The organism is Mesorhizobium sp. M0698, from assembly GCF_040320455.1.
Lineage (GTDB): Bacteria > Pseudomonadota > Alphaproteobacteria > Rhizobiales > Rhizobiaceae > Mesorhizobium.
In genome coordinates this window covers 43,215-67,833 of the sequence record NZ_JAMYPQ010000008.1, presented here as the reverse complement: position 1 = coordinate 67,833, position 24,619 = coordinate 43,215, and the positions used below count along the sequence as shown (strand labels likewise).

General features: G+C 61.3%; 22 protein-coding genes and 1 pseudogene. 10 read left to right on the top strand and 13 right to left on the bottom strand.

Annotation, left to right across the window (positions count from 1 at the left end; translation table 11 throughout):
• Positions 1 to 106: 106 nt before the first annotated feature.
• Positions 107 to 1,549, top strand: a complete 1,443-nt coding sequence (locus NKI16_RS17845; protein WP_245274719.1) for a glucosamine inositolphosphorylceramide transferase family protein — start codon at positions 107 to 109, stop codon at positions 1,547 to 1,549.
• 19 nt (positions 1,550 to 1,568) lie between these two features.
• Here NKI16_RS17845 and NKI16_RS17840 read toward each other — a convergent pair whose 3' ends face one another.
• Complete coding sequence (locus tag NKI16_RS17840; RefSeq protein WP_023677157.1) at positions 1,569 to 2,879, bottom strand: VpsF family polysaccharide biosynthesis protein; 1,311 nt, start codon at positions 2,877 to 2,879, stop codon at positions 1,569 to 1,571.
• Between the two features lie 167 nt (positions 2,880 to 3,046).
• Between NKI16_RS17840 and NKI16_RS17835 the strand changes: the two genes are divergently transcribed.
• A complete protein-coding gene (locus NKI16_RS17835; RefSeq protein ID WP_031211881.1) occupies positions 3,047 to 4,597 on the top strand; it encodes a GumC family protein in 1,551 nt (516 codons plus the stop codon).
• An 8-nt stretch (positions 4,598 to 4,605) separates the two neighbouring features.
• On the top strand, positions 4,606 to 5,712 hold the full coding sequence (locus NKI16_RS17830; protein WP_023677155.1) for a glycosyltransferase: 1,107 nt from the start codon (positions 4,606 to 4,608) through the stop codon (positions 5,710 to 5,712).
• A 94-nt stretch (positions 5,713 to 5,806) separates the two neighbouring features.
• On the opposite strand, the gene NKI16_RS17825 is transcribed toward NKI16_RS17830, so the two are convergent.
• Positions 5,807 to 6,667: a hydrolase gene (locus NKI16_RS17825; protein ID WP_023677154.1), complete on the bottom strand. Its 861-nt coding sequence runs from the start codon at positions 6,665 to 6,667 to the stop codon at positions 5,807 to 5,809.
• A 238-nt stretch (positions 6,668 to 6,905) separates the two neighbouring features.
• Between NKI16_RS17825 and minC the strand changes: the two genes are divergently transcribed.
• Genes minC through minE form a run of 3 tightly spaced genes read left to right on the top strand, consistent with a single transcriptional unit; the run spans position 6,906 to position 8,729 of the window.
• Positions 6,906 to 7,625, top strand: a complete 720-nt coding sequence (gene minC / locus NKI16_RS17820; RefSeq protein ID WP_023677153.1) for a septum site-determining protein MinC — start codon at positions 6,906 to 6,908, stop codon at positions 7,623 to 7,625.
• A 19-nt stretch (positions 7,626 to 7,644) separates the two neighbouring features.
• Positions 7,645 to 8,460, top strand: a complete 816-nt coding sequence (gene minD / locus NKI16_RS17815) for a septum site-determining protein MinD (RefSeq protein WP_023677152.1) — start codon at positions 7,645 to 7,647, stop codon at positions 8,458 to 8,460.
• A complete protein-coding gene (minE, locus tag NKI16_RS17810) occupies positions 8,457 to 8,729 on the top strand; it encodes a cell division topological specificity factor MinE (protein WP_023677151.1) in 273 nt (90 codons plus the stop codon). The genes minD and minE overlap by 4 nt, the downstream gene beginning before the upstream one ends.
• A gap of 181 nt (positions 8,730 to 8,910) precedes the next feature.
• Here the strand turns inward: minE and NKI16_RS17805 are convergent, their stop codons facing one another.
• From NKI16_RS17805 to NKI16_RS17780, 6 genes are all read right to left on the bottom strand, one after another.
• Positions 8,911 to 10,230, bottom strand: a complete 1,320-nt coding sequence (locus NKI16_RS17805; RefSeq protein ID WP_352923561.1) for an ABC transporter substrate-binding protein — start codon at positions 10,228 to 10,230, stop codon at positions 8,911 to 8,913.
• Between the two features lie 94 nt (positions 10,231 to 10,324).
• The gene (locus tag NKI16_RS17800; protein ID WP_031211878.1) at positions 10,325 to 11,173 is read right to left on the bottom strand and encodes a carbohydrate ABC transporter permease; all 849 of its coding nucleotides are present in this window, start codon (positions 11,171 to 11,173) and stop codon (positions 10,325 to 10,327) included.
• Positions 11,170 to 12,087, bottom strand: coding sequence for a carbohydrate ABC transporter permease (locus NKI16_RS17795; protein WP_051406145.1), 918 nt, complete (start codon positions 12,085 to 12,087; stop codon positions 11,170 to 11,172). Before NKI16_RS17795 ends, NKI16_RS17800 begins: the two co-directional genes overlap by 4 nt.
• 19 nt (positions 12,088 to 12,106) lie before the next feature.
• Positions 12,107 to 13,198 (bottom strand): ABC transporter ATP-binding protein, encoded by a 1,092-nt coding sequence (locus NKI16_RS17790; RefSeq protein ID WP_023677147.1) that lies wholly within the window; start codon positions 13,196 to 13,198, stop codon positions 12,107 to 12,109.
• A 49-nt stretch (positions 13,199 to 13,247) separates the two neighbouring features.
• Complete coding sequence (gene arfA / locus NKI16_RS17785) at positions 13,248 to 14,759, bottom strand: arabinosylfuranosidase ArfA (protein ID WP_352923558.1); 1,512 nt, start codon at positions 14,757 to 14,759, stop codon at positions 13,248 to 13,250.
• A gap of 184 nt (positions 14,760 to 14,943) precedes the next feature.
• Positions 14,944 to 15,870, bottom strand: a complete 927-nt coding sequence (locus NKI16_RS17780) for an ArsR/SmtB family transcription factor (RefSeq protein WP_352455343.1) — start codon at positions 15,868 to 15,870, stop codon at positions 14,944 to 14,946.
• A gap of 249 nt (positions 15,871 to 16,119) precedes the next feature.
• Here NKI16_RS17780 and NKI16_RS17775 point away from each other — a divergent pair, with 249 nt between their 5' ends.
• From NKI16_RS17775 to NKI16_RS17760, 4 genes are read left to right on the top strand one after another with little or no spacing between them, the layout of a single operon-like run.
• Positions 16,120 to 16,998 (top strand): ABC transporter permease, encoded by an 879-nt coding sequence (locus NKI16_RS17775; RefSeq protein WP_023675645.1) that lies wholly within the window; start codon positions 16,120 to 16,122, stop codon positions 16,996 to 16,998.
• Complete coding sequence (locus NKI16_RS17770) at positions 16,995 to 17,816, top strand: ABC transporter permease (RefSeq protein WP_023675644.1); 822 nt, start codon at positions 16,995 to 16,997, stop codon at positions 17,814 to 17,816. The genes NKI16_RS17775 and NKI16_RS17770 overlap by 4 nt, the downstream gene beginning before the upstream one ends.
• Positions 17,817 to 17,838: 22 nt before the next feature.
• Positions 17,839 to 18,981 carry an extracellular solute-binding protein gene (locus NKI16_RS17765; RefSeq protein ID WP_023675643.1) on the top strand — a complete coding sequence of 381 codons (1,143 nt, stop codon included), beginning with the start codon at positions 17,839 to 17,841 and terminating at the stop codon, positions 18,979 to 18,981.
• A complete protein-coding gene (locus tag NKI16_RS17760) occupies positions 18,974 to 20,149 on the top strand; it encodes an ABC transporter ATP-binding protein (protein WP_352923555.1) in 1,176 nt (391 codons plus the stop codon). Before NKI16_RS17765 ends, NKI16_RS17760 begins: the two co-directional genes overlap by 8 nt.
• A gap of 19 nt (positions 20,150 to 20,168) precedes the next feature.
• On the opposite strand, the pseudogene NKI16_RS17755 reads toward NKI16_RS17760, so the two are convergent.
• The 5 genes and pseudogenes from NKI16_RS17755 to NKI16_RS17735 all read right to left on the bottom strand — a co-directional run.
• Positions 20,169 to 20,462 (bottom strand): annotated as a pseudogene (locus NKI16_RS17755) (branched-chain amino acid ABC transporter permease); the annotation flags it as partial.
• 110 nt (positions 20,463 to 20,572) lie between these two features.
• Positions 20,573 to 21,565 carry an ABC transporter ATP-binding protein gene (locus NKI16_RS17750; protein WP_031211448.1) on the bottom strand — a complete coding sequence of 331 codons (993 nt, stop codon included), beginning with the start codon at positions 21,563 to 21,565 and terminating at the stop codon, positions 20,573 to 20,575.
• A complete protein-coding gene (locus NKI16_RS17745) occupies positions 21,562 to 22,587 on the bottom strand; it encodes an ABC transporter ATP-binding protein (protein ID WP_352623094.1) in 1,026 nt (341 codons plus the stop codon). Before NKI16_RS17745 ends, NKI16_RS17750 begins: the two co-directional genes overlap by 4 nt.
• Positions 22,577 to 23,551, bottom strand: coding sequence for an ABC transporter permease (locus NKI16_RS17740; RefSeq protein WP_023675638.1), 975 nt, complete (start codon positions 23,549 to 23,551; stop codon positions 22,577 to 22,579). Before NKI16_RS17740 ends, NKI16_RS17745 begins: the two co-directional genes overlap by 11 nt.
• Positions 23,551 to 24,579, bottom strand: a complete 1,029-nt coding sequence (locus NKI16_RS17735) for an ABC transporter permease (RefSeq protein WP_031211444.1) — start codon at positions 24,577 to 24,579, stop codon at positions 23,551 to 23,553. Before NKI16_RS17735 ends, NKI16_RS17740 begins: the two co-directional genes overlap by 1 nt.
• Positions 24,580 to 24,619: the final 40 nt, after the last annotated feature.

The window sequence follows — 24,619 nt, the reverse complement described above, 5'->3', positions numbered from 1 at the left end:
TAATATATGATTAACAACCAAGGCCGCGTTCTCCCGGTTTAACTCTTGTGAAAGGTTGGGCTGACAAGTAGTCTATGACAGTAGTCTTGAAAAAGAATATATTGGATTGACTAATATTTTAATCATCGGCCACGCCGACACATCCCGGCGCTGGGAAAATGAGCTTCTGGCGCGGTTGAGTGCAGCTGGACATGCGGTTTCGAGTTGCCGCGCGCCGACGCCTGAACCCAATGCGCGCACGATGGATAACGTGCTGGCGCTCGAGGGCCGGCGCTTCGGCCCCTCACTGGCAAGCCGTTCCCGGCCGTTGCCGTCCGGCGACACCGGCCCAGTCGATCTTATGGTCGATCTCACCGCTACCGCCGCACGACGGGGCACGCCTGTCCTGACGCTCGAATTTTGCGGCCAAAGCAGCTTTGCCGCGGGCATGACCGAGATGCTGGCGAGCGGGCGGCTGCCCGAACTCACCGCTCGGCTCGACGGCGTTGCCGTCGCCAGAGCGCGGCCGATGATCAGCGACCGGTTGTGGCTGTCTCGAACCAGCAACGACCTGCTCGCCGGCGCCATCTCCCTGATTGCCCAATGTGTCGCCCGCTTTTCCGCGGGCAAACTTGCGCCGATTGCCGAGAGCCCGGCGCCGCCCCTGCAGAAAGGCGGATTTATCGGGCACTATCTGCCCTTTTTCGGCAGGGGGTTGGTCGACCGCGCCGTGCAAAAACTGCGACGTGGTCGGCGCCCCTTCTATTGGCAGGTTGCTTATCGGCTGATCGACGGTCCAGGCGTCGCCGAAACCGGACAGCTGGATGGTAAGCCGTTCACCGTGCTTGCCGATGACGGGCAGCGCTTCTACGCCGATCCGTTCGTTCTCGAGCGCGACGGCCGTCATTTTCTGTTTGTCGAGGAGTTTCCCTACTCCACCGGCCGCGGGGTGATTTCTGTCGCTGAACTTGGCACCGACGGCACTTTCGGCGTGCCGAAAGTGGTGCTGGAGGAAGCGCATCACCTGTCATATCCGCAGGTGTTTGCTCACTCCGGCGAGATTTTCATGATCCCTGAAAGCGCTACGGCGCGAGAACTGGTGCTCTACCGTGCCGAGCAGTTTCCGGATCGCTGGGTACGCGATACGGTGCTGATGACGGACAGGGATTTCAACGACGCCACGCTGCTCGAATCCGACGGTCGCTTCTGGCTGTTGGGGACTGAGCGGTTCGGTCACGGCAGCGCGTCCGACACGATGGCCGTCTATTCCGCCCCGGCGCTGCGTGGGCCGTGGGCTGCGCACGCGCTCAATCCCGTCGCAGTCGACCACTCCGCCACTCGGCCGGGCGGCGCCTTTATCCGCCAGGGCGACGCTTTGCTGCTGCCGGTGCAAAACGGGTCTAGAGCCTATGGCGGCGGCCTGGGATTGATGCGGCTGGATCGGCTTGATGATTTCGACGTCCGTTTTGAACTGCCCCGCTCAATCGATCCCGGGCCGGCATGGGCTCGGTCCGGCATTCACACGCTCAATCGCGCGGGCGGTGTCGAGGTCGTGGACAGCGCCGGCTGACCGGATCCGAGGTCCGTGCTTAACGAGGTCCAGCCGGGTTTGGGCTGGATGCAGCAGCCGAAGGCATGCTCTCGAGCGAGCCTCCATGGGGCTGCTTCCTGTAGGCAAGCAGCAACACCACGATGATCGTCATGTCCGGCGTTTTTGACGAAAGCGCGTTGTTTGACAGCGCGGCAAGCAAGAACGTTATGGTGCCGATCCATGCCGGCAGCGGCGCCCCGCGCAGCAGCCGGAAGACGAACCAGAATATCAGCGCTGTAAACAGCAGGGCTATGGGCAGGCCGAAGAGCAAGATAATTACCACCGGCGCGCTTTCGATGTAGGGCAGATGCAGCTTCTGCCGGACGATCGCCAGCAGGTCGTCAACGTTCATGCCGAACAGGATGTCGTTCCAGCTGACCAGTCCGAACACCTGATAAATGGTCACCCGGGCCATGAAGTTTTCGTCGAAGATGGTGTTGCTGAACCGATTCAGCAGACCGCCCGCAAACAGTACCGCTACGAGCACCGCGCCACCCGTCACGGTGAACATCAGCACGACAAATTTGGCCTGCCGCTCATATTTGAGCGACAGGCCCGGCCAAGGCACGAACAGCAGCAGAATGAGGATTTCGCCGGTGGCGAGCATCAGCGCGGCGCGAGCGCCCGATGCAGCGCAACCGATGAACAACAGGAAGATCGCCATCACCCGCGCCCATATGCGCCAGTGCGTCAGCGGCACGAATCCGATGGTTGTGGCGCAGAGCGCGCCCAGTGCCAGCGGATGGGCCGACAGGCCAGTTGGCCTGAATTGCAGTTCGTTCAACCCATAGGGCAACAGCCGATGTTGAGTCACCGCCTCGATGGTGCCGATGACAGCGCTCAGGATCGCCATTCCAAGCACGACGTCCCCCAGCGCCCGCCGCACCTCTGCATTCAATGCCAGCATCAACAGGCCTGTGGCGCCGGCCACCAGATAGGTATCGATGATGAACCCGGAGGAGCCCGCACGGCCGGTAACGAACAGATAGGGCACCAGCGCGAACATCAGCACCGAATAGCGGATCAACGCCTTGAATATTCCAATTTCGTCGCCGTGCAGCAGAAACGGCCGGCTGAAAAGAACGATAGGAAGCAGCAGGATGATCGCATAGGTGCCGAAATGCAGCTTCTCGTAGAACGAGCCTCCCTGGGCCGTATAGTCGACGACCATGTTCATCACCTGCGGTGATACCGTAAAGCGAAGCAGGAGCGCGAACGCTGCGCATAGGAAAAACAGCAGCGACAGCGCGTTCTGACGGCGCGCTCGGCTGGACGATAATCGTTCCGAAGCGGCAGCGGGATAGCTCATGGCCCATCCAAATGGCGATATTCGAACGGCATTCTGGGCAACGAAATCCCTTCAACGTCCGCCGGACGGACAGCGTGAGCGGTAAAATGGGCCAACTTGGAAAATAAGATGTTAACGATGTTTCTGTAGAGCAGGCCAAGCGTAATGATTTAACAAGGGTTGTCACCATGTCTGCCGGTTCCGGCACACCCCCCATCTCCGCGACGGCTTCCAATAACAGTGCATTCGAGCGTATCGCCAATGCACGGCGCAGGGCATTGCTGCAACAGCATGGCCCAGTCGCGGCGCTAAGCTCCGCGCCGGTGACGCCGCAACCTCCAGAGCCTGTCGCAACGGTGACCCTGGACAAGATCGGCGATTTCCTCGAGCTCGATTTTCGACGCCTGTTCGTCTGGCTGCGGGCCGGCCTCGCCCTGGCCTTCATGCTGGCGGTAATCGGCGGCATTGTCGGCGGCGCCTATGCATTGCTGAGCAAGCAGCGTTACACCGTCACGACCGAGGTCCTCATCAACCCATCCAATTTGCAGGTTGTGGAAAACGACCTCTACTCGCAACCGGGCCAGATCGATAGCCAACTGCTCAGCACGCGCAGCAAGCAGCGCATCCTGACCTCGGGCAACGTGCTTTCCCGTGTGGTGGACGAACTGAATCTGACTCACGATCCGGAGTTTTTCGATCCGGACCGGAGCACATCCTCGTCCGGCGCTGTGGCGAAGCCCGACCCGAGGCTCATCGCCTTGAAGAACCTGGCGGACCGGGTAGACGCCATCGCGGATCCGACCTCGTTTGTCACAACCCTCTCGGTATCTGCGGAAACCACCGCCAAGGCGATCCTGATCTCGCAGGCCATAGTCAAAAACTTCCAGGAAGAACTGGCTAAGGCGGAAGCTGCCGGCGCCAGCCGTGCCGCGGCTGCCCTTGACAGCCGGCTTGGCCAACTCAAGAGCGACGTGCAGGCAGCCGAAGAGAAGGTCGAGAGCTACAGGCGCAGCCACAACCTGTCGTCCAGCAATGGCCAGCTCGTCAGTTCGCAGACGCTGACGCAGCTCAATGGCGAAATCGTCGATGCGCAATCGCGTGTCATCGCCGCGCAGGCAAGCTACGACGCCCTGGTTGCCTCCGGTATCAACGGGGCCAATCCCGACCCCACGGTTTCGGAAGCGCTCGCGGCGCTGCGCGACAGGTCAAACAGCCTGCGGCAGCAGATCGATTCACAGTCGATGACCTTCGGTCCGCGCCACCCGACGATTGTCAGGCTCAGGACGGAACTCGAGACCGTCAACTCGCAACTCCGGGCCGAGTTCTCCCGCACCATCGGCACGGCAAAGGCCAGCCTGGACAAGGCCGGGGCCTCGTTGGCTTCTCTCAACGCCAGGATGAACGATCTGAAGAGCAATGTATTCACCGACAGCGAATCCGAAGTCGCCCTGCGTGAACTTGAACGCGATGCCGCCTCGAAGAGAGCGGTCTATGAGAGCTTCCTGTCACGTGCGCGCCAAATCAGCGAGCGCGAGCAGATCGACACCACAAACGTACAGGTGATTTCGACCGCGGTGCCCCCGCCCGCGCGCTCATGGCCTCCGCGCACTGCCCTGGTGGCAGGCGCAGGAGCGTTCGCAGGCTTTGCCCTGGGCATGCTTCTGGCCATCGGCATGGGCATCATCCGCGACATGCGCCGGCCGCCGAACCGATCAGGCCTTGCCGCCAGCCGAGCCTGAAGCAAGGCATGGCGAAGCGCATCGTTTTCCACATCGCCAGCCTGAGGGGCGGCGGCGCCGAACGTGTTTTCGTCCTGATGGCAAATGAACTGGCGTCGCGTGGCCACGAGGTCACGCTTTTTACCTGGAACGCGGAAGGCCCTAACGCCGCGCTGCGTTCCGCTGCCGTTCATCTGGTCGACTTCGGCCTTCTCTTGCGCGGCGAGGGTTACGCCAAGTCGGCGACGCTGAAAGGCATCGCGCGAAGCGCAAATTTGTTCCGCCGCCTTGATCCTGATGCGGTCTATAGCGCCCCGGAATTCGCCAATCTGGTGATGGCGCTGTCACTCATGTTGGCCAGAAGCCGGGCAAAATTCTTTCCAAGCTTCCATGCCGCCGCATCGCTGCCTGCCAGCGGCCTCGGCGCGAGGCTGGCGATCTGGCTTTCCGCGCTGGTTGCAGCGCGCGCAACCAAAGCCATCGCCGTTTCAGCGGGTGTCGGCCGTGACATCATCGCCCGCGGCTTCCCCGAATCGAAGGTTGTCGTCATCAACAACCCGCTGCCGCCGGCTGAAGCACCGCAGGGGAATTCCTATGCCTGGCAGGCAGCGTTGGCGGCGATGGGCGATGGCCCGGTCATCGCCACCGCCGGACGCCTGGTGCCGGTCAAGGACCACCGGACTTTGCTGCGGGCCTTCGCTGCCCTGCGCGCCGGCCGCCCTGCCCGGCTTGTCATCTTCGGCGAAGGTCCGCTGGCTGCCGAATTGCACGCCTGTGCCGAGCAGATCGGCATTGGCCAGGACGTACTCTTTGCCGGCTACGTCAACGATCCCGCAGCCTGTTACGCCGCAGCCGATCTGTTCGTCCTTACATCCACGAGCGAAGGCTTTGGCAACGTCTTGGTCGAGGCCATGGCCGCCGGTGTCCCCGTAATCTCCACCGATGCTCCGCATGGCCCGCGCGAAATACTCGCTGACGGCCGTTTCGGCACCTTGGTGCCGGTCGGTGACGCCGCGGCCCTGGCGAAGGCGATGGCCGAGATGCTGGACCACCCCACCCCTGCTGCCGTGCTGAAAAACAGGGCGGCGGATTTCACAGTCGACAAGATTGGCGATCAATACGAAGCGTTGCTCTAGTCGTTACGCACTGCCAGCAGATCGCGGTTGGATGCGGTCGACGTGGTCGGGCTTTGATTGCGATAATCTCTTCACGGGCTGGGGCGCAACGAATTTATCGTGAGGCATTCCCTCGTTCCTTGAGTTGTTGGGCGAGGAAATCCTTGACCGAATCGAGAACCGCATCCCGTTCATGAGATACGCCTGGCAGCAAATCGAAGCGCACGCGCGCCCCCGCCTCCTCGAACGATCGACACAATGCCATGAGGCGTTCCGGCCGTGTTCGCCCCGCATCGTTGGCGCCCGGCATCCAATGGGTGCTGCCTTGGACATGAGTGATCTCCCAAGTCTCCAGGTCAGCGTCGCCGACGATCATCTGGAAAGGCACTTTTGCCAGCGCTGCGGCATCGAAGGTGATGCCGAACTTCTCCGGCAGATCGCGAATGCCCACCCACCAGTCACGCGTCGGATCGAGCAAGGTCACCGAGCCTGGCGCGCCGATTGAGGCCGCCCAGAGCCTGTCGGGATGCAGGATAGCAAAACGATGCGTGAAATGCCCGCCGCCGGAAAATCCGAACATGGCAAACCGGCTCCAATCCTGACTGTATTTGGCGCTGACCTCCTCAACCATGGCGAGCAGCACCTGATCGTAGCGTATGTTGCCCTCGAGCAAATATTTGTATCCGCTGCGGGCATCATCCCCGAGAACGCCGATTGGAAACAGCGGACACAAAACGGCGCAGCCGTTCCAGCGTCCGAACTCGGAAAACGCATCGCGGAATCCAAGAAAAGAGGTGCGGCCGGTGCCATGGACAGCAACCATCAGATCGACTTTGGCCCCTTCCCCAACCGCGGGAGGCACATACAGGCAATAGTGAAAGCGCGGGTCTGATTTGGAAGCAAAGATGGCGGTCGCGCCAAGGTCATAGGTAGCGCGACCGCGATCCGCGACAGGCCCCTTGGCAACGCTTGTCAAATCGATAACTCCTTAATAGGCCCGGCATTCCGGCAACAATATACCGGTCGGCCGACCTCGTGAACTGGAGGCGCCTCCAGGCAGCCGCGAGGAGGACCTCGTCGTGCATCGGAAGCAGGGCGCCGGCGGGGCGATCAGGGGCAAAAAGAATGCCTCCGCCAACGCCTCGGGAAGCCGCCATTAACTTTTCGTTAACCATGCCGGGCTAGCCTTAACCAATCAGTAAGGACTCGCCTCTGTGACCTGCGTCGCTCCCATCCAAAACAAGTCCATACGCTTTCGAGCGCGCTCGTTTGTAGCCTTCACCCTCACCCCTGAGGCCCCGCTAGGGGAATGGCTGCAAAGCCTCGATCACTGGACCGAAAACTCTCCCGGCTTCTTTGCCGGCCGCCCGGTCGTGCTCGATCTGAATATACTCAAGCCCGAGGTGGGCGAGATGCGGGATCTGGTCTTACAACTCGCGGAGCGCGGGATTCGCATCTACGCGATCGAGGCCGATGGCAATGTAGCTCTCGATGCCGATCTGCCGCCGCTCCTCGTTGGCGCCAAGGAGGCCACCGCCGACGCGCTTTACGTGCAGCCGCACCCGAAGGCCGCAGCTGAGGCCAAGACGGAAGAGCCGCAGGCGCCGAACTCATTGATGATCAAGGCACCGATCCGCTCCGGCCAGTCGATCTTTCATCCCGATGGCGATGTGGTCATTGTCGGCTCCGTCAGTTCCGGTTCCGAGATCATCGCCGGAGGATCGATCCACGTCTACGGCACGCTGCGTGGACGTGCGTTCGCCGGCGCCACGGGAAATTCCGCGGCTCGCATCTTTTGCCGGAAAAACGAAGCCGAACTTCTGGCGGTGGACGGCTGGTACCGCACTGCCGAGGAGATGGACGCCTCCTCGCGAGGAAGGCCGGTACAGGCCTTTCTCGAGGACGGCGCACTTTGCGTCGCACCGCTCAACTAACAACATTGGAGGCACAAATATGGGCAAGGTAGTGGTTGTCACATCCGGCAAAGGGGGTGTCGGCAAGACGACCTCGACGGCCGCTCTCGGCGCCGCGGTCGCGAAAACCGGCAAGCGGGTGGCTCTCGTCGATTTCGACGTCGGCCTGCGCAACCTCGATCTGATCATGGGTGCCGAGCGGCGCGTTGTTTTCGATATCGTCAACGTCATTCAGGGAACCGCCAAGCTTTCGCAGGCGCTGATCCGTGACAAGCGACTCGAAACGCTGTTCCTGCTGCCGGCCTCGCAAACGCGCGACAAGGATGCTCTCACCGAGGAAGGCGTCGCCGACGTCATCGACAAGCTGCGCTCCGTTTTCGACTACGTCTTCTGCGACAGCCCGGCCGGCATAGAGCGGGGCGCGCAACTTGCCATGCGCTTTGCCGACGAGGCGGTAATCGTCACCAACCCGGAAGTGAGCTCGGTCCGCGATTCCGATCGCATCATCGGCCTGCTCGACTCCAGAACGATGAAAGCCGAGCAAGGTGAATCGATTGTCAAACACGTGCTCGTCACACGCTACGATGCTGCGCGCGCTGCCCGCGGCGAGATGCTGAGCATCGATGACGTGCTCGAGATCCTGTCGACGCCCTTGCTGGGAATAATTCCCGAGAGCCAGGACGTGCTGCGCGCATCCAATGTGGGCGCGCCGGTTACGCTCAGCGAAAACACCAACCCCGCCGCACGCGCCTATATCGACGCGGCAAGAAGACTCGAGGGCGAGGACCTGCCGGTCATTCTGCCTTTCGAGCGGAGGGGCCTCCTCGACCGGCTGTTGGGAAGGAGGGCAGCATGAACCTGCTCGATATCTTCAAGCGCCGCGGCAGCGCGCCGGTGGCGCGCGAACGCTTGCAACTGCTGTTGGCTTACGAGCGTCGAAGCCGCAACCAGCCCGATCTCGTCTCGGTGTTGCGCGAGGAGATCATGGCGGTGATCGCCCGGCATGTTCAGGTCGACCAGGATTTCCTGCAGGTGAGCATGGATCACGGCGAAACGACGTCGAGATTGGAGATCGACATCCAGATTCCCAACAAGGTCGCAATGCCCATGGCCGCGGCGTTCTAACGGAATCCTCCGGCCAGGGCTTGCGTCGGCTGCTGCCGAGGTTGCGGCGCCGTGGTTGGCGTGCTTGAGCCGGTTGCCACCGGCAAGTCTCGCAATTCGAGGACAGTAATCACTGCCTCACCAAAAACCCGCGGCCGTTTCCAGCCGCGGGGGGCCTTGGGAGGGCCTTTCGAACCCGTGGTCAAATGTTGGCGAGCAATTCGTTGACGCGGCTTTCCATGTCGGCAAGGGCGGTGTCGACGTCCTTCTGGCCACTGATTGCTGCACTCATCTCTTCGCCGATAATGTCCTGGATCGCAAACTGACGCTGTACGGCGGACGGCAGCGGCCTGCCGAGATCGGCGACCGCAGAGATCGTGTTGCGATGCGGCAGTGCCTTGAAGGCGTCCGAGGTGATCACGGCCTTATAGGCCGGCAAGTGGCCGGTGCGCGACCATTCGAAGTCGTTGTCGGCGAAGAACTTCAGGAATTTACCGATAGCCGCGATCTGTTCAGGCGTGCGGTCTTTCTGCGAAACGGCCCAAGTGTGGCCGTCGGCATATTGCGCGTGGGCGCCGCCAAACAGCTGCGGATACGGATAGACCGCATAGCCGCCCTTGTTGAGCGCCGTACCCTTGGTCTCGGACTGGGCGTTGTAATCGCCGACCACCCAGGTGCCGTTAAGGTGGACGCCACCCTCGCCTGCAAGGAAGGCGTTGATCGAGCCGCCATAGTCGAGATCCTTGGTGGTGTAGCCCTTCTCGAAGATCGCCTTGTACATCTCGACGACCTTCTTGGCTTCCGGCGTATTCAACTTCACATGCTTCGGATCGGCGAAGAAATCGGAATCCTGCTGGAAAAGATAGGTGTAGAGGTTGCGTGTGTAGAGTGCAGTCTCATTGGTCAGGTTCTGGACGAAATAAGGCTTGCCCGTCGTCTGCTTGAACTGTTCGGCCTGGGCGAGCAGTTCCTCGGGCGACTTTGGAAAAATCGGCGTGCCGTCGGCATTGACCAGGCCGGCTTGTTTGAAAAGATCCATGTTGACGTGATAGAGCATCGTCCAGCTGTCGATCGGCAGGCCGTAGATCTTGCCGTCTTTGGTGGCGCCATTGCGCGCCGCATCGGTGAAGGCGTCGGGTGTCACGCCGACCGACTTCAAGAGATCGTCGAGCGGCATCAACAGGCCCTTCGACTGATAATCCGACAGTACGGATTCATGGATCGTGACGATGTCCGGAGCGTCGCCTGAAGCGAACTGCGCGGTCAGCTGATCATAGCCGGGCCATTCCACGGTGGTGACGTTGACGTGGACATCGGGATTGTCGGCGTTGAACTTGTTGATCAGCGAGGTGATGATGCCGCATTCGCCAACGGCCTTGGTGGCATCGGTATTGGTGCCGAAATCGGCATCGCAGGCGCCGAAAAAGCGCTGCACGCTCAGTTCCGTGGCCGCGAAGCTTGGAGCTGCGAGCATCATTGCGCCCGCAGAAACTGCGGCAAACAGTATTTTCTTCAGTTTCATATCAGTTCCTCCTACTGAGTTTCCGCCGCTCCACCCTGGATTGGCTTTCGTGCTTCAATTGCTGCGCATTCCCCCGGCCGTCAGGCAATCTTCGTTATCTCACCGCAGCGCCGGAGACCGCCGTGACGATGTATTTCTGGAAGAACAGGTAGACGATCAGGATCGGTGCACCGGCGAACACCGCCTGCGCCATCAGGAAGCCGATGCCTTCGGACTGGGCGAAGTTGGTCTGGGTCGAGGCCATGCCGACCGTCAGCGTGAACATGTCCTTCTTCGTCGCCGAAATCAGCGGCCAGAAGTAGTCGTTCCAGGCGCCGAGAAAGGTGAAGATGCCGAGCGTCGCCTGCGCAGGCAGCGTGAGCGGCAGAAGCACCTTCCAGAAAATTCTGAGCCGGCTGGCGTTATCGAGCATGGCGGCTTCGTCCAGCTCCTTCGGGATGGCCTTGAAATACTGGGTCATCAGGAAGACACCGAACGGAGCCGAAAGGCCCGGCAGAATGAGCCCTTGATAGGTGTTGTGGAACTTCAGCATGCTGAAGATCTGGTGACGGGCGACAAGCACGGCCTGTTCCGGGACCGCCAGACCGAACAGCACGATCACGAACAGCACGTCTCGGCCGGGGAAATTCAGCCGTGCAAAACCGTAGCCGGCGAGCGACGACAGGATCAACGTGCCGAGCGTCAATCCGCCCGAGACGATGATGCTGTTGCGCACCCAGATGAACACCGACGAGGTGCCGACGGTGTTGATGTAGTTCTTCAGCGTATAGGGCGCGTGAAACACCGAATTCGGATCGGCCATCAGCTCCGTATTGTCCTTGAGTGACAGGCCGATGACCCACAGAACCGGCGCGATCATGACGATCGAAAGCAGGATGACCAGGGCCAATAACAAATGGTCGCCAAATGCCCGGCCCTTGATGGAAGCTGCTGTGGCGCTCATGCCTGGTCTCCCCTGCTGCGTGTCACCAGGTACTGGGCCATGGCCGCGACCAGGATGAGGATGAACAGGATTTCCGATGCAGCGGCGCCCAGGCCGAGATCCCAGCGACGGAATGCGGTATCGTAGATGTAGAGCACGATCGGCTTGGTCAGGTTGTTCGGACCGCCGCGCGTCATCAGCCAGGCCTGGCCGAAGAGCTGGAATTGCAGCACGATCTGGATGATGATCACCAGGATGAAGGTCCGCTTGATCGACGGCAGCGTGATCGAGCGTAGCGTCTGCCAGCGATTGGCATTGTCCAGCGCTGCCGCCTCGTAAATATCCTGTGGAATCTGCTGGAGCGCCGAGAGAAAGAGCATCATCGGCAGGCCGATACACCACCAGATGGTGGCAATGGCGATGCCGACCATCGCCAGGCTGGGATCGGAAATGAAGGCCGGAGCCGTTGCGCCGAACCATCCGTAGATCGTCGACAACAGGCCGACATTCGGAATGAAGACGATGCGCCAGATCAGCGTGACGATGGTGACCGATAGCACCGACGAGGAAAAGAACAGCGTCCGCAAAACCGCGGCAGTGCGCGTGCGGCGGTTGAGGCAAAGCGCCAGGAAAAGGCCGATCAGCGCCAGCGTCGGCACCGTCAGAAGCACGAAATAGAAGGTGTTCCAGATCGATTGCAGGAAGACCTTGTCGTGATACAGCCTGGCGTAATTGCCGAGACCGACAAAATTTCCGGACGAAAACGTGTCGGCCTTGTGGAAACTCAGCCACATCCCCCAGAGCAGCGGGAAGAGCAGCAGCGTGGTGAAGAAGAACAAGAATGGCGCAACGAAAATGACGTTTCGCCATTGCGGCGCATAGATGTCGGCGGTAGGGGCTCTGACGCCGACAGCAAGCGTCGCGGTCGGGGACATCGCCAGCCGGTCAGCCATCTCAGGCCTCCCTCGCATGCCAGGCGCGGCCGGTCTCGTTGAACAGATGCGATTTCTGGCCATCAAAGGCGAGCCCGATTCTGTCGCCGACGGCGACGCGGCTGTTGCCGGCATCCGAGCCGACGATCTGCTGGCCATCGCCCAGCCGCGCGTAGATCAGGGTGCGTTCGCCGAGCCGCTCGAGCACATCGACCACGCCGCCGGCATTGCCCTGTCCGGCGGCAACGATGCGCACGTCTTCAGAACGGATGCCGAAAGTGTACTTGCCATCGGTCAGTTGGCTGGAGGCGATCTCGGTCTGCACCGAGACGCCGTCCGCAAACCTGGCCGTGGCGTTCTTGCCGTATCTGTCAAGCGTCGCATCGACGAAGTTCATCGCCGGCGCGCCGACGAAACCCGCGACGAATTTGGTCGCCGGGCGCTCGTAGATCTCCATCGGGGTACCTATCTGGTCGATCTTGCGATTGTTCATGACGACGATGCGGTCGGCCAGCGTCATTGCCTCGACCTGATCATGGGTGACGAAGATCATCGTCGATTGCAGCCGCTGGTGAAGCTGGGCAAGCTCGATGCGGGTGCGGGTGCGCAACGCGGCATCGAGATTGGAGAGCGGCTCGTCGAACAGAAAGGCCTTCGGCTCCTTGACGATCGCACGGCCGATGGCGACGCGCTGGCGCTGACCGCCGGAGAGCTGGCCCGGCTTGCGATCGAGCAGATGCGGCATTTCCAGCATGCGGGCGGCTTCATTGATGCGCGCCTCGATGACCTTGCCTGGTACGCCGATATTCGCAAGGCCGAAGGCCATGTTGTCGCGCACCGTCATATGCGGATAAAGCGCATAGGACTGGAACACCATGGCAATGCCGCGCTTGCCCGGTGGCAGATGATCGATGCGCTCGTTGTTGATGGCAATCTCGCCGCTGTCGACAGCTTCGAGCCCGGCAATCATTCGAAGAAGCGTCGATTTTCCGCAGCCGGACGGGCCCAGGAACACGATGAATTCGCGTGCCCTTATGGAGAGCGACAGATGATCCAGCACCGTCATGGCACCGAACTGCTTGCTCACGTTCCTGATCTCGATATCGGCCGTCACGTCGACGCTCCTCCTCAGCGTTTGCGCTTTCTCGATGATCCGCCTGAACTCAGAGCCTCAGGCGTATGACCTGGTAGGAATAGGCCGGCAGTGACAGGCTCAGCTTGCCGCCGGCGAGCGAGGCGCCCTCACCCTTCCTGGGGCCGACATTGCCAGGGTTTTCGGCCGAATTGACGGCTTTCAGATCGGCGTGTGCCATCACCTGGTGATCGACGATCTCCGCCGCGCCGAAGCCGGTGAGGTCGACCACTGTTTCGATTGTCTCGCTCGAATGGCGGTTGACGGCGAAGAAGGTGACGTGGCCGGTTTGCCTGTCGTGCACGCCGGCAACATCGACATAGGCGACGTCGCCCGCAACGCTGGATTTGTAGGTCGGGCTTTCCACCTTGAGATCCAGCGCATTGCCGCGACCATAGTTAGAAGCAAACAGATAGGGATAAAAAATCGTCTGCCGCCATGCCGGGCCATTCGGAACGGTCATGATCGGCGCGATGACATTGACCAGTTGTGCCAGGCAGGCGATCTTGACGACATCGGAACGGCGGATGAAGGTGTTGAGGATCAGGCCGACCTGCAGCACATCCTCGAAATTATAGATGTCTTCGAGCAACGGCGGGGCGAACGGCCAGCCGTTGCTGCCGCCGAGTATCTTCCTGTCCTGCTCCTTGGAATGGTACCAGACGTTCCATTGGTCGAACGAGATGTAGACCTGCTTGTTGGAGCGCTTCTTGGCCTTGATATACTCGATGACGCCGGCGACCGAGACAATGTAGTCGTCGAGCTTTTCGCTCATGGCGAGATAGTTCGGAGCGTCGTTGGCGTCGTTGTCGAAATACATGTGCAGTGAGATGTAGTCGACCTCGTTGTAGGTATGGTCGAGAACCGTCGCTTCCCATTCAGGGTAGGTCGGCATCTTGGCATTCGAAGAGCCGCAGACCACCAGCTCGAGTGACTTGGAGAAGGCGCGCATGGCCTTGGCCGTCTCATGCGCCAGCCGGCCATACTCGTCCGCGGTCTTGTGACCGATCTGCCAGGGGCCATCCATTTCATTGCCGAGGCACCAGAGCTTGACGTCGAAGGGCTCCTTGCGGCCGTTGGCGATGCGCCTGTCGCTCCATTTGCTGCCGCCGGGATGGTTGGCGTACTCCAGCAGATTGCGGGCTTCGTCGAGGCCGCGCGAGCCGAGATTGACGGCAAGCATCATCTCGGTGTTGGCGCAGGTGCACCAATCGGCAAATTCATGCAGGCCGACTTCGTTGCTTTCCGATGTGTGCCAGGCGAGGTCGAGGCGCACTGGGCGCTGTTCCTTGGGACCAATGCCGTCTTCCCAATTGTAGGCCGAGACGAAATTGCCGCCGGGATAGCGGACGATCGGAACATTGAGTTCCCTGACGAGATCGATGACGTCCTGACGCATGCCGTTGGCATCCGCTGTCGGATGGCCGGGCTCATAGATGCCGGTGTAAACTGCCCGCCCCAGATGCTCGATGAAGGATCCGTAGAGCCTCGGATCGATTTCCGAGACGACATAATGCGGATGAGCCGTAACGGCTGCCTTCATGCATTCCTCCCATCGATATCACAAACGATGATTTAAATCATCTTGCCCGATATCAAAGAGGAATTAGCAGCCCTTCGTCAAGCCAAAATACCCAAATGTAGGACAATTAGACCAACGCTTTGGCACAGCAGAAAGCCAGATAGTTGAAATTGCTGCGTTATCTTCAGAACCCGGTTTCATGATATCAACCAGTTTTGATCCTGAGCAGGATGTCCTGATCGTAATTTCCAAAGCCCTTGCCGAAAATATTGATCCCGCCAGGGCGCTTGGCGTCGTCCTTGACGCCGATACGGACGCGGATTGAATGATGGCTCTTCAGATCGAGTGCGGCGAGGCCGGTTTCGGAAATCCTGAGGCCGTCGACATAGGTGCCGTCATTGGCAATTCGCCAGTTCTTCAGCTTACCGTATTGCGAGCCCTTGAGCTTCCACCAGGAGGGCGTGAAGACGCCGCGCTTGTCGCCGAAATCCCCCGGCGACGTCCAGGTGCCGACATCGACGCCATTGATCGTCAGCGTGATGTCCGAGGGCCAATCGGCGCTGGTGCCCGGCACTTCCGAAGACAGCTCTATCGCAACTTCGAGTCCGGTGATCTCGGCATTGGCGAGCTTGGCATTGTTGGGGAACTGGTATTCGACAAAACCGCGCGTGAACCATAGCAGACCGGCTTTCATGCGGTCCGGATCGAGGAAAGTGTTCGGCACATCGAGCAGACCGATGATGCCGTCCGGCGAACAAAGGCCGCAGGGCGCGGTAACCTCGAAGCCGGTATAAAGCCCGATCGGCATCGACACTTCGATCGCGTCGTTCTTGACCGCACGATATTCGCTCTTGAACACGACGAGCACTTCTTCGGCCGTCGGATAACAGATTTTCTGACTGCCTTTCTTCGCTTTCAGGTTCTCGGTGCGGATCAGCCCCGCATCCTCCAGCACCTGGATGTTGGTCGAGACGGTCGACTGCGGAAGCGACAGCACGGCGGCGATTTCGTTGACATTCATCGGCCCCTTCTCATGCAGCAGTTTCAGCATCGAGATCCGCGCCGAGGAGGCAAGCCCCTTGAGCACGGCAATGCCTTCCTCAGGTTCAATCACCAGAAAATTGCGACTCATGAAATTGCCCGGCCCATGTAAAATCTATATCCGAAATTACCCTGTATATCGGGATATCTGATTTAATCAATGTGCAGGCGGAACGCCGGGCAATTTGTTGAATCCGGCAGGGCGAGGGTCGCGCGGTGGCCCTGCACAGAATTTGTGCAGGAGCCATATGCAGAGTGGACACCTGAACGCCGATCGCCCAATCTAGTCCGGAGCCGAGCCCGGTGATGGCGGCTTGCACATAGAGTGGTTGGACGGGTCGTGACCAAAGGGTGGAAATTATACGATCAGCGACTGGCCTGGGTCCTCGTCGCGCCTGTGCTTTTACTGCTTACCCTGCTTCTGCTGCTGCCGATCGCGATGATGACGGTCTACACGTTTTTCACCTTCGTCACCGCGGGGGTGGAATCGGCGGTGCTGACCTTCGACAACTGGAAGGAATTCCTCACCGACAGCTACTATCACGGTTTTCTTTGGAAGACCGTTCGCGTCGGCGCCATCACCGCTGTGATCTGCGCGATCCTTGGCTATTTCCCCGCCTATTTCATCTGGGCCACGACCTTCAGGCACAAATGGCTGCTGTTGCTGCTGCTCATCGTGCCGTTCTGGATCAGCTTCACCATCCGGACATTCTCGTGGATCCATATTCTCGGCGAACAGGGGCTGATCAACGTCGTGCTCATCAGGCTGGGGGTTATCAACGAGCCGTTGCCGATGCTCTACACCGAGGGCGCCGTCATCATGGGGCTGCTGCATTTTCTGCTGCCCTATATGATCCTGAACGTCTATGTCAGCCTGGAAAGCATCGACCGCACGCTGATCGCCGCCGCCCGCTCGATGGGCTGTACCAGCGCGCAGGCGTTTCGCGAAGTGACCCTGCCGCTATCGATGCCGGGGCTGGGCGCCGGGCTGCTGCTCTGCTTCGTGCTGGCGGCCGGCTCCTATGTGACGCCGCAGCTGCTCGGCGGCAGCCGCGATGCGCTGTTCGGCAACTTGATCTACGACACCATCATGGGGCAGCTCAATTGGCCGATGGGCGCCACGCTTTCCATCGTCCTGTTCGTCCTGCTCGGCGCGGCCGCGGCCGCCTACAGCCGCTATATGGGCCTATCGCAGATCATGAAGGGCCTCAGTGCATGAGAGCGGATCATCCCAATCGCGAAGGCAGATGGGCGTGGCGGCTGACCGGCGCGATCACGGTGTGCGTCTACATCTTCATGTTTGCGCCGATCCTCGCCACGGTCGTGCTTTCCTTCAACGCCTCGATGTTCGGCGGCTTTCCCCTCACCGGCTTCAGCCTGCGATGGTACGAAAAGCTGCTCACCAACGAGCCGGTTCTCGACGCCTTCCGGACATCGATGTGGATTGCCCTGGTGACGGCAACGGTGACGACGCTGCTCGGCATCATGGCGGCATTGGCGCTGGTGCGCTTCGAGTTCCGTGGCAAGCAGGCGATCAACACGCTTGTCATTCTTCCCGCGCTGGTCCCCGAAACGATACTCGGCGTCGGCCTGCTGGTCATGATCAAAGCCGTCGACCAGCCGCGCAGCATGACGCTGCTGGTGCTCGGCCACATTCTGCTCACGCTCCCCTACGTGGTGCTGATCGTCCAGGCGCGCATGGTCGGCATAAAACGTTCCTATGAGGAGGCGGCGCTTTCGCTCGGGGCGCCGCGTGTGTCGACATTCCGCGAAATCACGCTGCCGCTGCTCATTCCCGCAGTGCTTGCCAGTGTTCTGCTCGCTTTCACCATTTCGTTCGACAACACCTCGGCCAGCCTGTTCTGGCGGCCGGCGGGCGTCGAGACCATGCCGACGCAAATCCTTTCGATGCTGAAGATCTCGATCAGCCCCGAGGTGAACGCGCTCGGAACCGTCATGATCCTTTTGACGGTCGGCATTCCCTTGGCTGGCGGGCTCGTCCTGCAAAGCCTCACCTGGTTCAAGGCAGGCAAGTGAAGATGAAAATGGGAGAATGGAAATGAAACTGACAACCACCAAACGACTGGAACGGCTCAACGAACGCTATGCCAATGGCGACATCAGCCGGCGATCGTTCCTGACGCTGACGGCCGCCGCTGCCGCCGCCACCGGGCTTTCCATGCCCTGGATGGGACGGGCGCTCGCCGCGGTTTCGGAAGTGCGCTTCGACGGATGGGGCGGCGTGGTGCAGGAGGCGATCGATAAGTACGCGTTCCAGCCTTACACCGCCAAGTCCAAGGTCAAGGTCGTCCAGGGCACCTTTGGCGACGAGAACGAGATCATCACCAAGATCAAGACGTCGAAACCAGGCGACTTCCAGATCGTCCATTCTTCCGGCGTCAACTACTATATCAAATACGTCAATGGCGGTTTCAATTCCGAGATCAACGAGGCGAACATTCCGAACATGGCGAATGTGCTGACCGCCATGATCGAGCCGTTCCGTAAGATCACGCCGAAGCTGTCGGCGGTGCCATATGATTACGGCACCACCGGCATCGCCTACAACAACAAGGTCATCTCGCCGGAAGAAGCCAAGGAAAAGGGCGCCAACCTGCTTACCGACACGAAATATGCCGGCAAGATCGGCGGCTACGCCGATATGACGACGCGCGTCTGGTATGCGGCACTGCAGACGAAACAGGACCCCAACAACATCCAGGACATGGATGCGGTCTGGGCCAAGGTTCGCGAGACCCGCGACCTGGCCAAGAAGTTCTGGAGTTCCGGCGCGGAACTCATGGACCTCCTGTCGCGAAACGAGATCGTCGTCACTGACGCCTGGTCAGGACGTGTCGCCGCCCTGCAGCAGCAGGGCCAGCCGATCGGCTATCTCGACCCTGCCGGCTCATACGCATGGATGGAGGACATGCTGGTGCTCAAGGGATCGCCGATGGCCGAATGCGAGGAGCTGATCAATTTCATGCTGGATCCGGCCACGTCGATCGCCGTCGCCGAGGGCCAGAACTATCCGCCATCGCTTGACCCGACCAAGGTGAAGCTGACCGACAAGATCGCGGCGCTTCCGGCCTTCGACCCGACTGGATCGATGAAATCGCTGACCTTCGCCGATCCGCTCTACTGGGCGAAGAACGAAGACGCCTGGACCAAGCAATGGGACAGGGTGTCGAAAGGTGCATGACGACAACAGCCACGACCAGCAGCCCCGGCCGGCTTCGGCCGGGGCTGATGGCGACCCGCTCGCCCAGCGCGAGCGGCAGCCGATAGGAAAGCCTGCGGTCGAGTTTCGCGACATCGATATTTTCTACGGCAAGTTCGCCGCTGTGCGCGATTTTTCACTGGCGATCCGCAAAGGTAGTTTCGTCACCTTGCTGGGGCCGTCCGGGTGCGGCAAGACGACGATCCTGCGCTCGATCGCGGGCCTGGTCGACATCTCCGGTGGCCAGATCTCGATCGGCGGAAAGCGGGTCGACGACATCCCGATCTACAAACGCAACATTGGTCTGGTGTTCCAGAACTACGCGCTCTTTCCGCACAAGAACGTCTTCGACAACGTCGCATTCGGCCTGAAATACCGAAACGTGCCTAAACCGGAAATCGTGCGCCGGGTCAAGAAGGCGCTGGATATGGTGCGGCTGCCCGGCAGTGAGACAAAGCTGCCGTCGCAGCTCTCGGGCGGCCAGCAGCAACGCATCGCACTGGCCCGCGCCATCGTCTTCGAGCCGGAAGTGCTGCTGCTGGACGAGCCCTTGTCGGCGCTCGACGCCAATATGCGCGAGGACATGCGCGTCGAGATCAAGAAAATCCAGAGGGAGACGGGCATCACCGCTATCTTCGTGACGCACGACCAGGAAGAAGCCTTGTCGATGTCCGACCACATCGTCGTGATGAACGCCGGCCTGATCGAGCAGATCGGCTCCCCCGCGCAGGTCTATGACCAGCCGGCCACCGCATTCGTCGCCAATTTCCTGGGCAAGGCCAACATGCTGCCCGGCAGCGTGACAGCGATGGACGGCAAGATGGCGACGATCGCGCTGGCCACCGGCCATGTCGTAAAGGCGGCCGCGCCGAAGGCGCTCGCGACCGGCAGCGCGGTCACCGTTGTCGTTCGCCCGCAGAAGCTTACCGTCGGTACCGCCGGTGCTGCCAACAGGCTGGCGGGACGGATCGTCTCGACCTCCTATCTCGGCGGCAATGCGGTCTACGAGATCGACATCGGCGCCGGCACGCTGGTGCGCGCCAACACGTTGATCGACGGCCAGCCGCTGCGTGAAGGCGAAGCGGTCGATGTCTGCTTCGACCCGCTGGGCTGCGTGCTTCTCGACGCGCAAGGCTTACGCATCGCCTAGCGAGGCGGAACTGAGCCGTTCAGTCTTTCGCGTCACCCTTTGGCCCGAGAAACCGCGCATAGACCTCACCGACAATACCGCGCCGGAAAACCAGCACGCAGACCATGAAGGTCAGGCCGGTGGCGATGGTCACCGGAAAGTTCGAGGTGGCGAGCGTGTTTTCCAGGCCGACGACCAAACTGGCGCCGATGATCGGCCCGACCATGGTGCCGATGCCGCCGAGGAGCGTCATCAGGATCACCTCGCCCGACATCTGCCAGGTGACGTCGGTGAGCGTGGCAAACTGAAAAACGATCGCCTTGAGCGCCGAAGCGCAACATACCGTCGGATCGTGCGGCGTCCAGATCGGCCTCTATTCTCGCCGAAGCGACGATTGCGGCTGAACGGTCCTGATCCGATATCGTTGAACGAGAATTCCCCTAGTCAACCGTCGGCGGGATGATGGCACGCGACCAGGCGGCCCTCGCCAATGCTTTGGAGAAGCGGGCGCTCGCTGCGGCAGATCGGGGTGGCAGCTGGGCAACGGGTGTGGAACCGGCACCCCGAGGGTGGGTTCATCGGGCTGGGCAGATCACCCTTGAGCACCAGCCGGCCGCGCCGCGCCCGGTCGATGCTGGGTATCGGCACGGCGGAACGCAGCGCCGCGGTGTAATGGTGTCTGGGCGCCGCAAAGACCTCGTCGGTCGGCCCGCTCTCCACGATCGATCCCAGATACATCACCGCCACACGGCTCGAGATCTGACGCACCACGGAAAGATCGTGGGCGATGAACACATAGGTCAGGTTGTACTCCTCGCGCAGGTCGGCGAGCAGATTGACGATCTGCGCCTGGATCGACACGTCGAGCGCCGAGACCGGCTCGTCGGCCACGATCAGCCGTGGCCGCAGCGCCAGCGCGCGGGCGATGCCGATACGCTGGCGCTGGCCGCCGGAGAATTCGTGCGGGTAGCGCGATGCGTGCTGGGGCGACAAGTCGACCCGGCGCAGGAGCTCGGCCACGCGGTCCGCCATTTCCGATGCCGAGAGGCGTTCATGGATGCGGAACGGATCGGCCAGCAGATCGCCGACCCGCCGGCGCGGATTGAGCGAAGCGCTGGGATCCTGAAAGACCATCTGCATCTGCCGCCGCAACGGACGAAGCTGGCGCTGGGAGGCGTCGCTGATGTCGCGGCCCTCGAATTCCAGCGACCCCGAGCTGATTTCGGTCAGACGCACCAGACACCGGCCAAGCGTGGATTTGCCGCAACCGGACTCGCCGACGATGCCGAGGGTCTCCCCGGGCCAGATGTCGAGCGACACCGTATCAACCGCATGCACGGTCCGGCGCTGCGCCGGGAAGATTGAGCGGCCGACGCTATAGCGCTTCGACAGGTCGCCGGCACGAAGCAGCGGACGTTCGCGTGGCCTGGCATTCATCGTTGCATCTCCACCACGCCGCCAGGCCTCTGGGCAGCGAATTGTCTGCGCGTAGGCTCCGGCAACAGGCACGCGGCGCGATGGCTCTCGCCTTGCATGATCGGCAGTTGAACCAGACAGGCGTCGTGGCGAAAGGCGCAGCGGGGGCTGAAGGCGCAGCCTTTCGGTAGGTTGGAGAGCGACGGCGGAATTCCCGGAATGGCAGCGAGCCGGGCTGGACGTGGTCCCTCCATCGGCGGGATCGAGCCGAACAAGCCCCATGTGTAGGGATGCAGCGGCGCCCGGAACACGCTGCTCTTGCCGCCCTCCTCGACAAAGCGTCCGCCATACATCACCAGTACCCGGTCCGCGACTTCGGCGACGACGCCAAGATCGTGCGTGACCAGGATCACAGCGGAACCGAACTGGTCGCGCAATCGTCCGATCAGTTCGAGGATCTGCGCCTGCACGGTAACATCGAGGGCTGTGGTCGGTTCATCCGCGACGAGCAGCGCCGGGTTGCACGAGAGCGCCATGGCAATCACCGCGCGCTGGCGCATACCGCCGGAAAGCTGGTGCGGGTAGCTGTCGATGACCCGATCCGGATTTGCGATGCCGACCGCATCCAGCGATTGCACGGCCCTCGCCCGTACCGCTTTCGCCGACACCTTTTCATGCGCGCGGACCTGCTCGCCGATCTGGTTGCCGATCGTATGCACCGGGGTGAGCGCAGACATCGGATCCTGGAAGATCATCGCGATCTGGCGGCCGCGAATGGCATCGAGCGCACGCCGCTTGAGCCCGATCAGCTCCTGTCCCATGAAACGGATGGAACCGGAGACGATAGCGTTGGGGCTGTCGATCAACCCCATAATGGCGAGCAAGGTCTGGCTTTTGCCCGAACCGGATTCGCCGACCACACCGACGATCTCGCGCTGCTCGACGGAGAACGAAACACCTCCCACCGCGCGCACCAGGCCCTCGTCGCTGCGGAAGGAGACGGCGAGGTCCTTGACCACCAGAAGAGGAGCATCAGCCGACATCGCGAGCCCTCGGGTCGATGAAGACGAAGACCACGTCGACGACGAAGTTTGCCATCACCACGAAGAAGGCGGCGTAGATCACCGTGGCAAGGATCATCGGCAGATCGAGCGTCTGCAGCGCCTCATAGGTCAGTTTTCCGACGCCCTGCAGTCCGAAGACCACTTCGGTCAGCAGCGCACCGCCACCGACCAGGGCACCGAAGTCGAGGCCGAACATGGTAACAAATGCGACCAGCGAGGTCCTGAGGCCATGATGCAGCACCACCCGCCGCTCGCCGATCCCCTTGGCTCGGGCGGTGCGGATGAAATCCTCCTGCATCATCTCGATCAGGCTTGCCCGCAGCACCCGGCCGTAGAGGCCGACATAAAGGGTTGCCAGCGTGAACCACGGAATGACGAGCGCCTTGAACCAGCCCCAGGGATTCTCGGTCAGGGGGATGTAGCCGAGCGGAGGAACCCAGGAAAACAGCCAGCTGTCGTGCCAGCGGCTTTGCGTCAGCAGGTTGGCGACCTCGCCCAGCCAGAAGACCGGGATCGACACGCCTACCAGGCTCAGGATCATCAGCGCGCGATCAATGAATGTACCGCGCGTTGCGCCTGCGATCACACCGACGATCAATCCGCCGAGCACCCACAGCACTGCCGCGCCGCCGACCAGCGACAGCGTCACGGGAATGGCGCTTATCACGGTCGGAATGACGCGCTGCCCGCGATTGACGAAGGAGGTGAGATCGCGGCTGACGAAAAGCCGGTTCATCATCAGCCCATATTGCACCGGCAATGGCCGGTCGAGACCGAAATCGTGGCGCACCTGGATCAGCGTCTCTTGCGAAGCATTGCGGCCGGCAATGCGCGCCGATGGATCAGCGCCAGGCGTCGCAAAGAAGATCAGGAAAGCGACGACGCTGATACCGAACATAACCAGCACCATCTGGCCAAGCCGGAAGCCGAGCGCGGCAACCACTAGACGCCCCTCGGCGAGGATTTCGGATCGAGCGCGTCGCGCACGCCGTCGCCCAGAATGTTTAGGGCCAGCACCGTGATCACAATGGCTAGCCCCGGCGCCAGTGCCACGACCGGCCGCGAATAGAGCAGGCCCTGGCCGTCCTGGATGATCGTGCCCCAGCTGGCATCCGGCGGCTGCACGCCGATCGACAGGAACGACAGCGAGGATTCCGTCATCATGTTGAGCGCCAGGATCAACGGCACGAAAACGATGATGCGGGTCACCACATTGGGCATGATGTCGCGCAAAAGGATGCGCCAGGGCGATGCGCCAACGCCGATCGCAGCGGTGACGAATTCGGCATGCATTAAGGTCAGGATATGGCCGCGGATCGGCCGCGCCACATAGGGCACATAGACGATGCCGATGATGAAGACCGGTAGCCACAGGCTGCCGGAGCGGATTTCGAACGGACCGATCTGGATACTCTGCGCAATCAGCACGATCGACAACGAAATCGCCAACAGGAAAATCGGAAAAGCCCAGAGCACGTCGAGAATGCGCGACAGGCCGATGTCGACGATGCCGCCGAAGAAGCCGGAAACGACCCCCAGGAATGTCGCGAGGACAAGGCACAGCACGGCTGCAGCACCCGAGATCAACAGCGAATCCCGTCCGCCGTAAAGCAGCCGCGCCGCGACGTCACGGCCCTGGTTGTCGGCACCGAGCATATAGGGGCCGATGCGCCAGGTCGGCCCGACCGGCGTCATGCCGAGGCCAAGGCCTTCGGTGGAGGGCTGCAGCACCGGCTGGGTCACCCCATCGACGACGATCTCGCCATTGAGATTGGTCGCAAATGGATCGGTGCCGGAGACGTATCGCGCATAAAGCGGCGCCGCGAGCGAGGCGATCACAATGACGACGAGCACGGCGAAGGCAGATATTGCCGAACGATCGCCTTTCAGCTTGCGCCAAGCGGTGCGCCACGGGCCATCGGTGGCCCGGCGAACCGGGATGGCAGGCTGGTCCGCAATGACATTGACCATGAACAGGATTGCCTGGGAAAAATCGCGGCCTGGAAGATGC

Coding starts and splice junctions, on each gene's coding strand:
- NKI16_RS17745 (WP_352623094.1), bottom strand. CDS start 22,587: ATGTCGGCTGATGCTCCTCTTCTGGTGGTCAAGGACCTCGCCGTCTCC.
- NKI16_RS17750 (WP_031211448.1), bottom strand. CDS start 21,565: ATGAATGCCAGGCCACGCGAACGTCCGCTGCTTCGTGCCGGCGACCTG.
- NKI16_RS17735 (WP_031211444.1), bottom strand. CDS start 24,579: ATGGTCAATGTCATTGCGGACCAGCCTGCCATCCCGGTTCGCCGGGCC.
- NKI16_RS17765 (WP_023675643.1), top strand. CDS start 17,839: ATGAAACTGACAACCACCAAACGACTGGAACGGCTCAACGAACGCTAT.
- NKI16_RS17805 (WP_352923561.1), bottom strand. CDS start 10,230: ATGAAACTGAAGAAAATACTGTTTGCCGCAGTTTCTGCGGGCGCAATG.
- NKI16_RS17795 (WP_051406145.1), bottom strand. CDS start 12,087: ATGTCCCCGACCGCGACGCTTGCTGTCGGCGTCAGAGCCCCTACCGCC.
- minD (WP_023677152.1), top strand. CDS start 7,645: ATGGGCAAGGTAGTGGTTGTCACATCCGGCAAAGGGGGTGTCGGCAAG.
- NKI16_RS17835 (WP_031211881.1), top strand. CDS start 3,047: ATGTCTGCCGGTTCCGGCACACCCCCCATCTCCGCGACGGCTTCCAAT.
- NKI16_RS17770 (WP_023675644.1), top strand. CDS start 16,995: ATGAGAGCGGATCATCCCAATCGCGAAGGCAGATGGGCGTGGCGGCTG.
- NKI16_RS17780 (WP_352455343.1), bottom strand. CDS start 15,870: ATGAGTCGCAATTTTCTGGTGATTGAACCTGAGGAAGGCATTGCCGTG.
- NKI16_RS17800 (WP_031211878.1), bottom strand. CDS start 11,173: ATGAGCGCCACAGCAGCTTCCATCAAGGGCCGGGCATTTGGCGACCAT.
- arfA (WP_352923558.1), bottom strand. CDS start 14,759: ATGAAGGCAGCCGTTACGGCTCATCCGCATTATGTCGTCTCGGAAATC.
- minE (WP_023677151.1), top strand. CDS start 8,457: ATGAACCTGCTCGATATCTTCAAGCGCCGCGGCAGCGCGCCGGTGGCG.
- NKI16_RS17830 (WP_023677155.1), top strand. CDS start 4,606: ATGGCGAAGCGCATCGTTTTCCACATCGCCAGCCTGAGGGGCGGCGGC.
- NKI16_RS17840 (WP_023677157.1), bottom strand. CDS start 2,879: ATGAGCTATCCCGCTGCCGCTTCGGAACGATTATCGTCCAGCCGAGCG.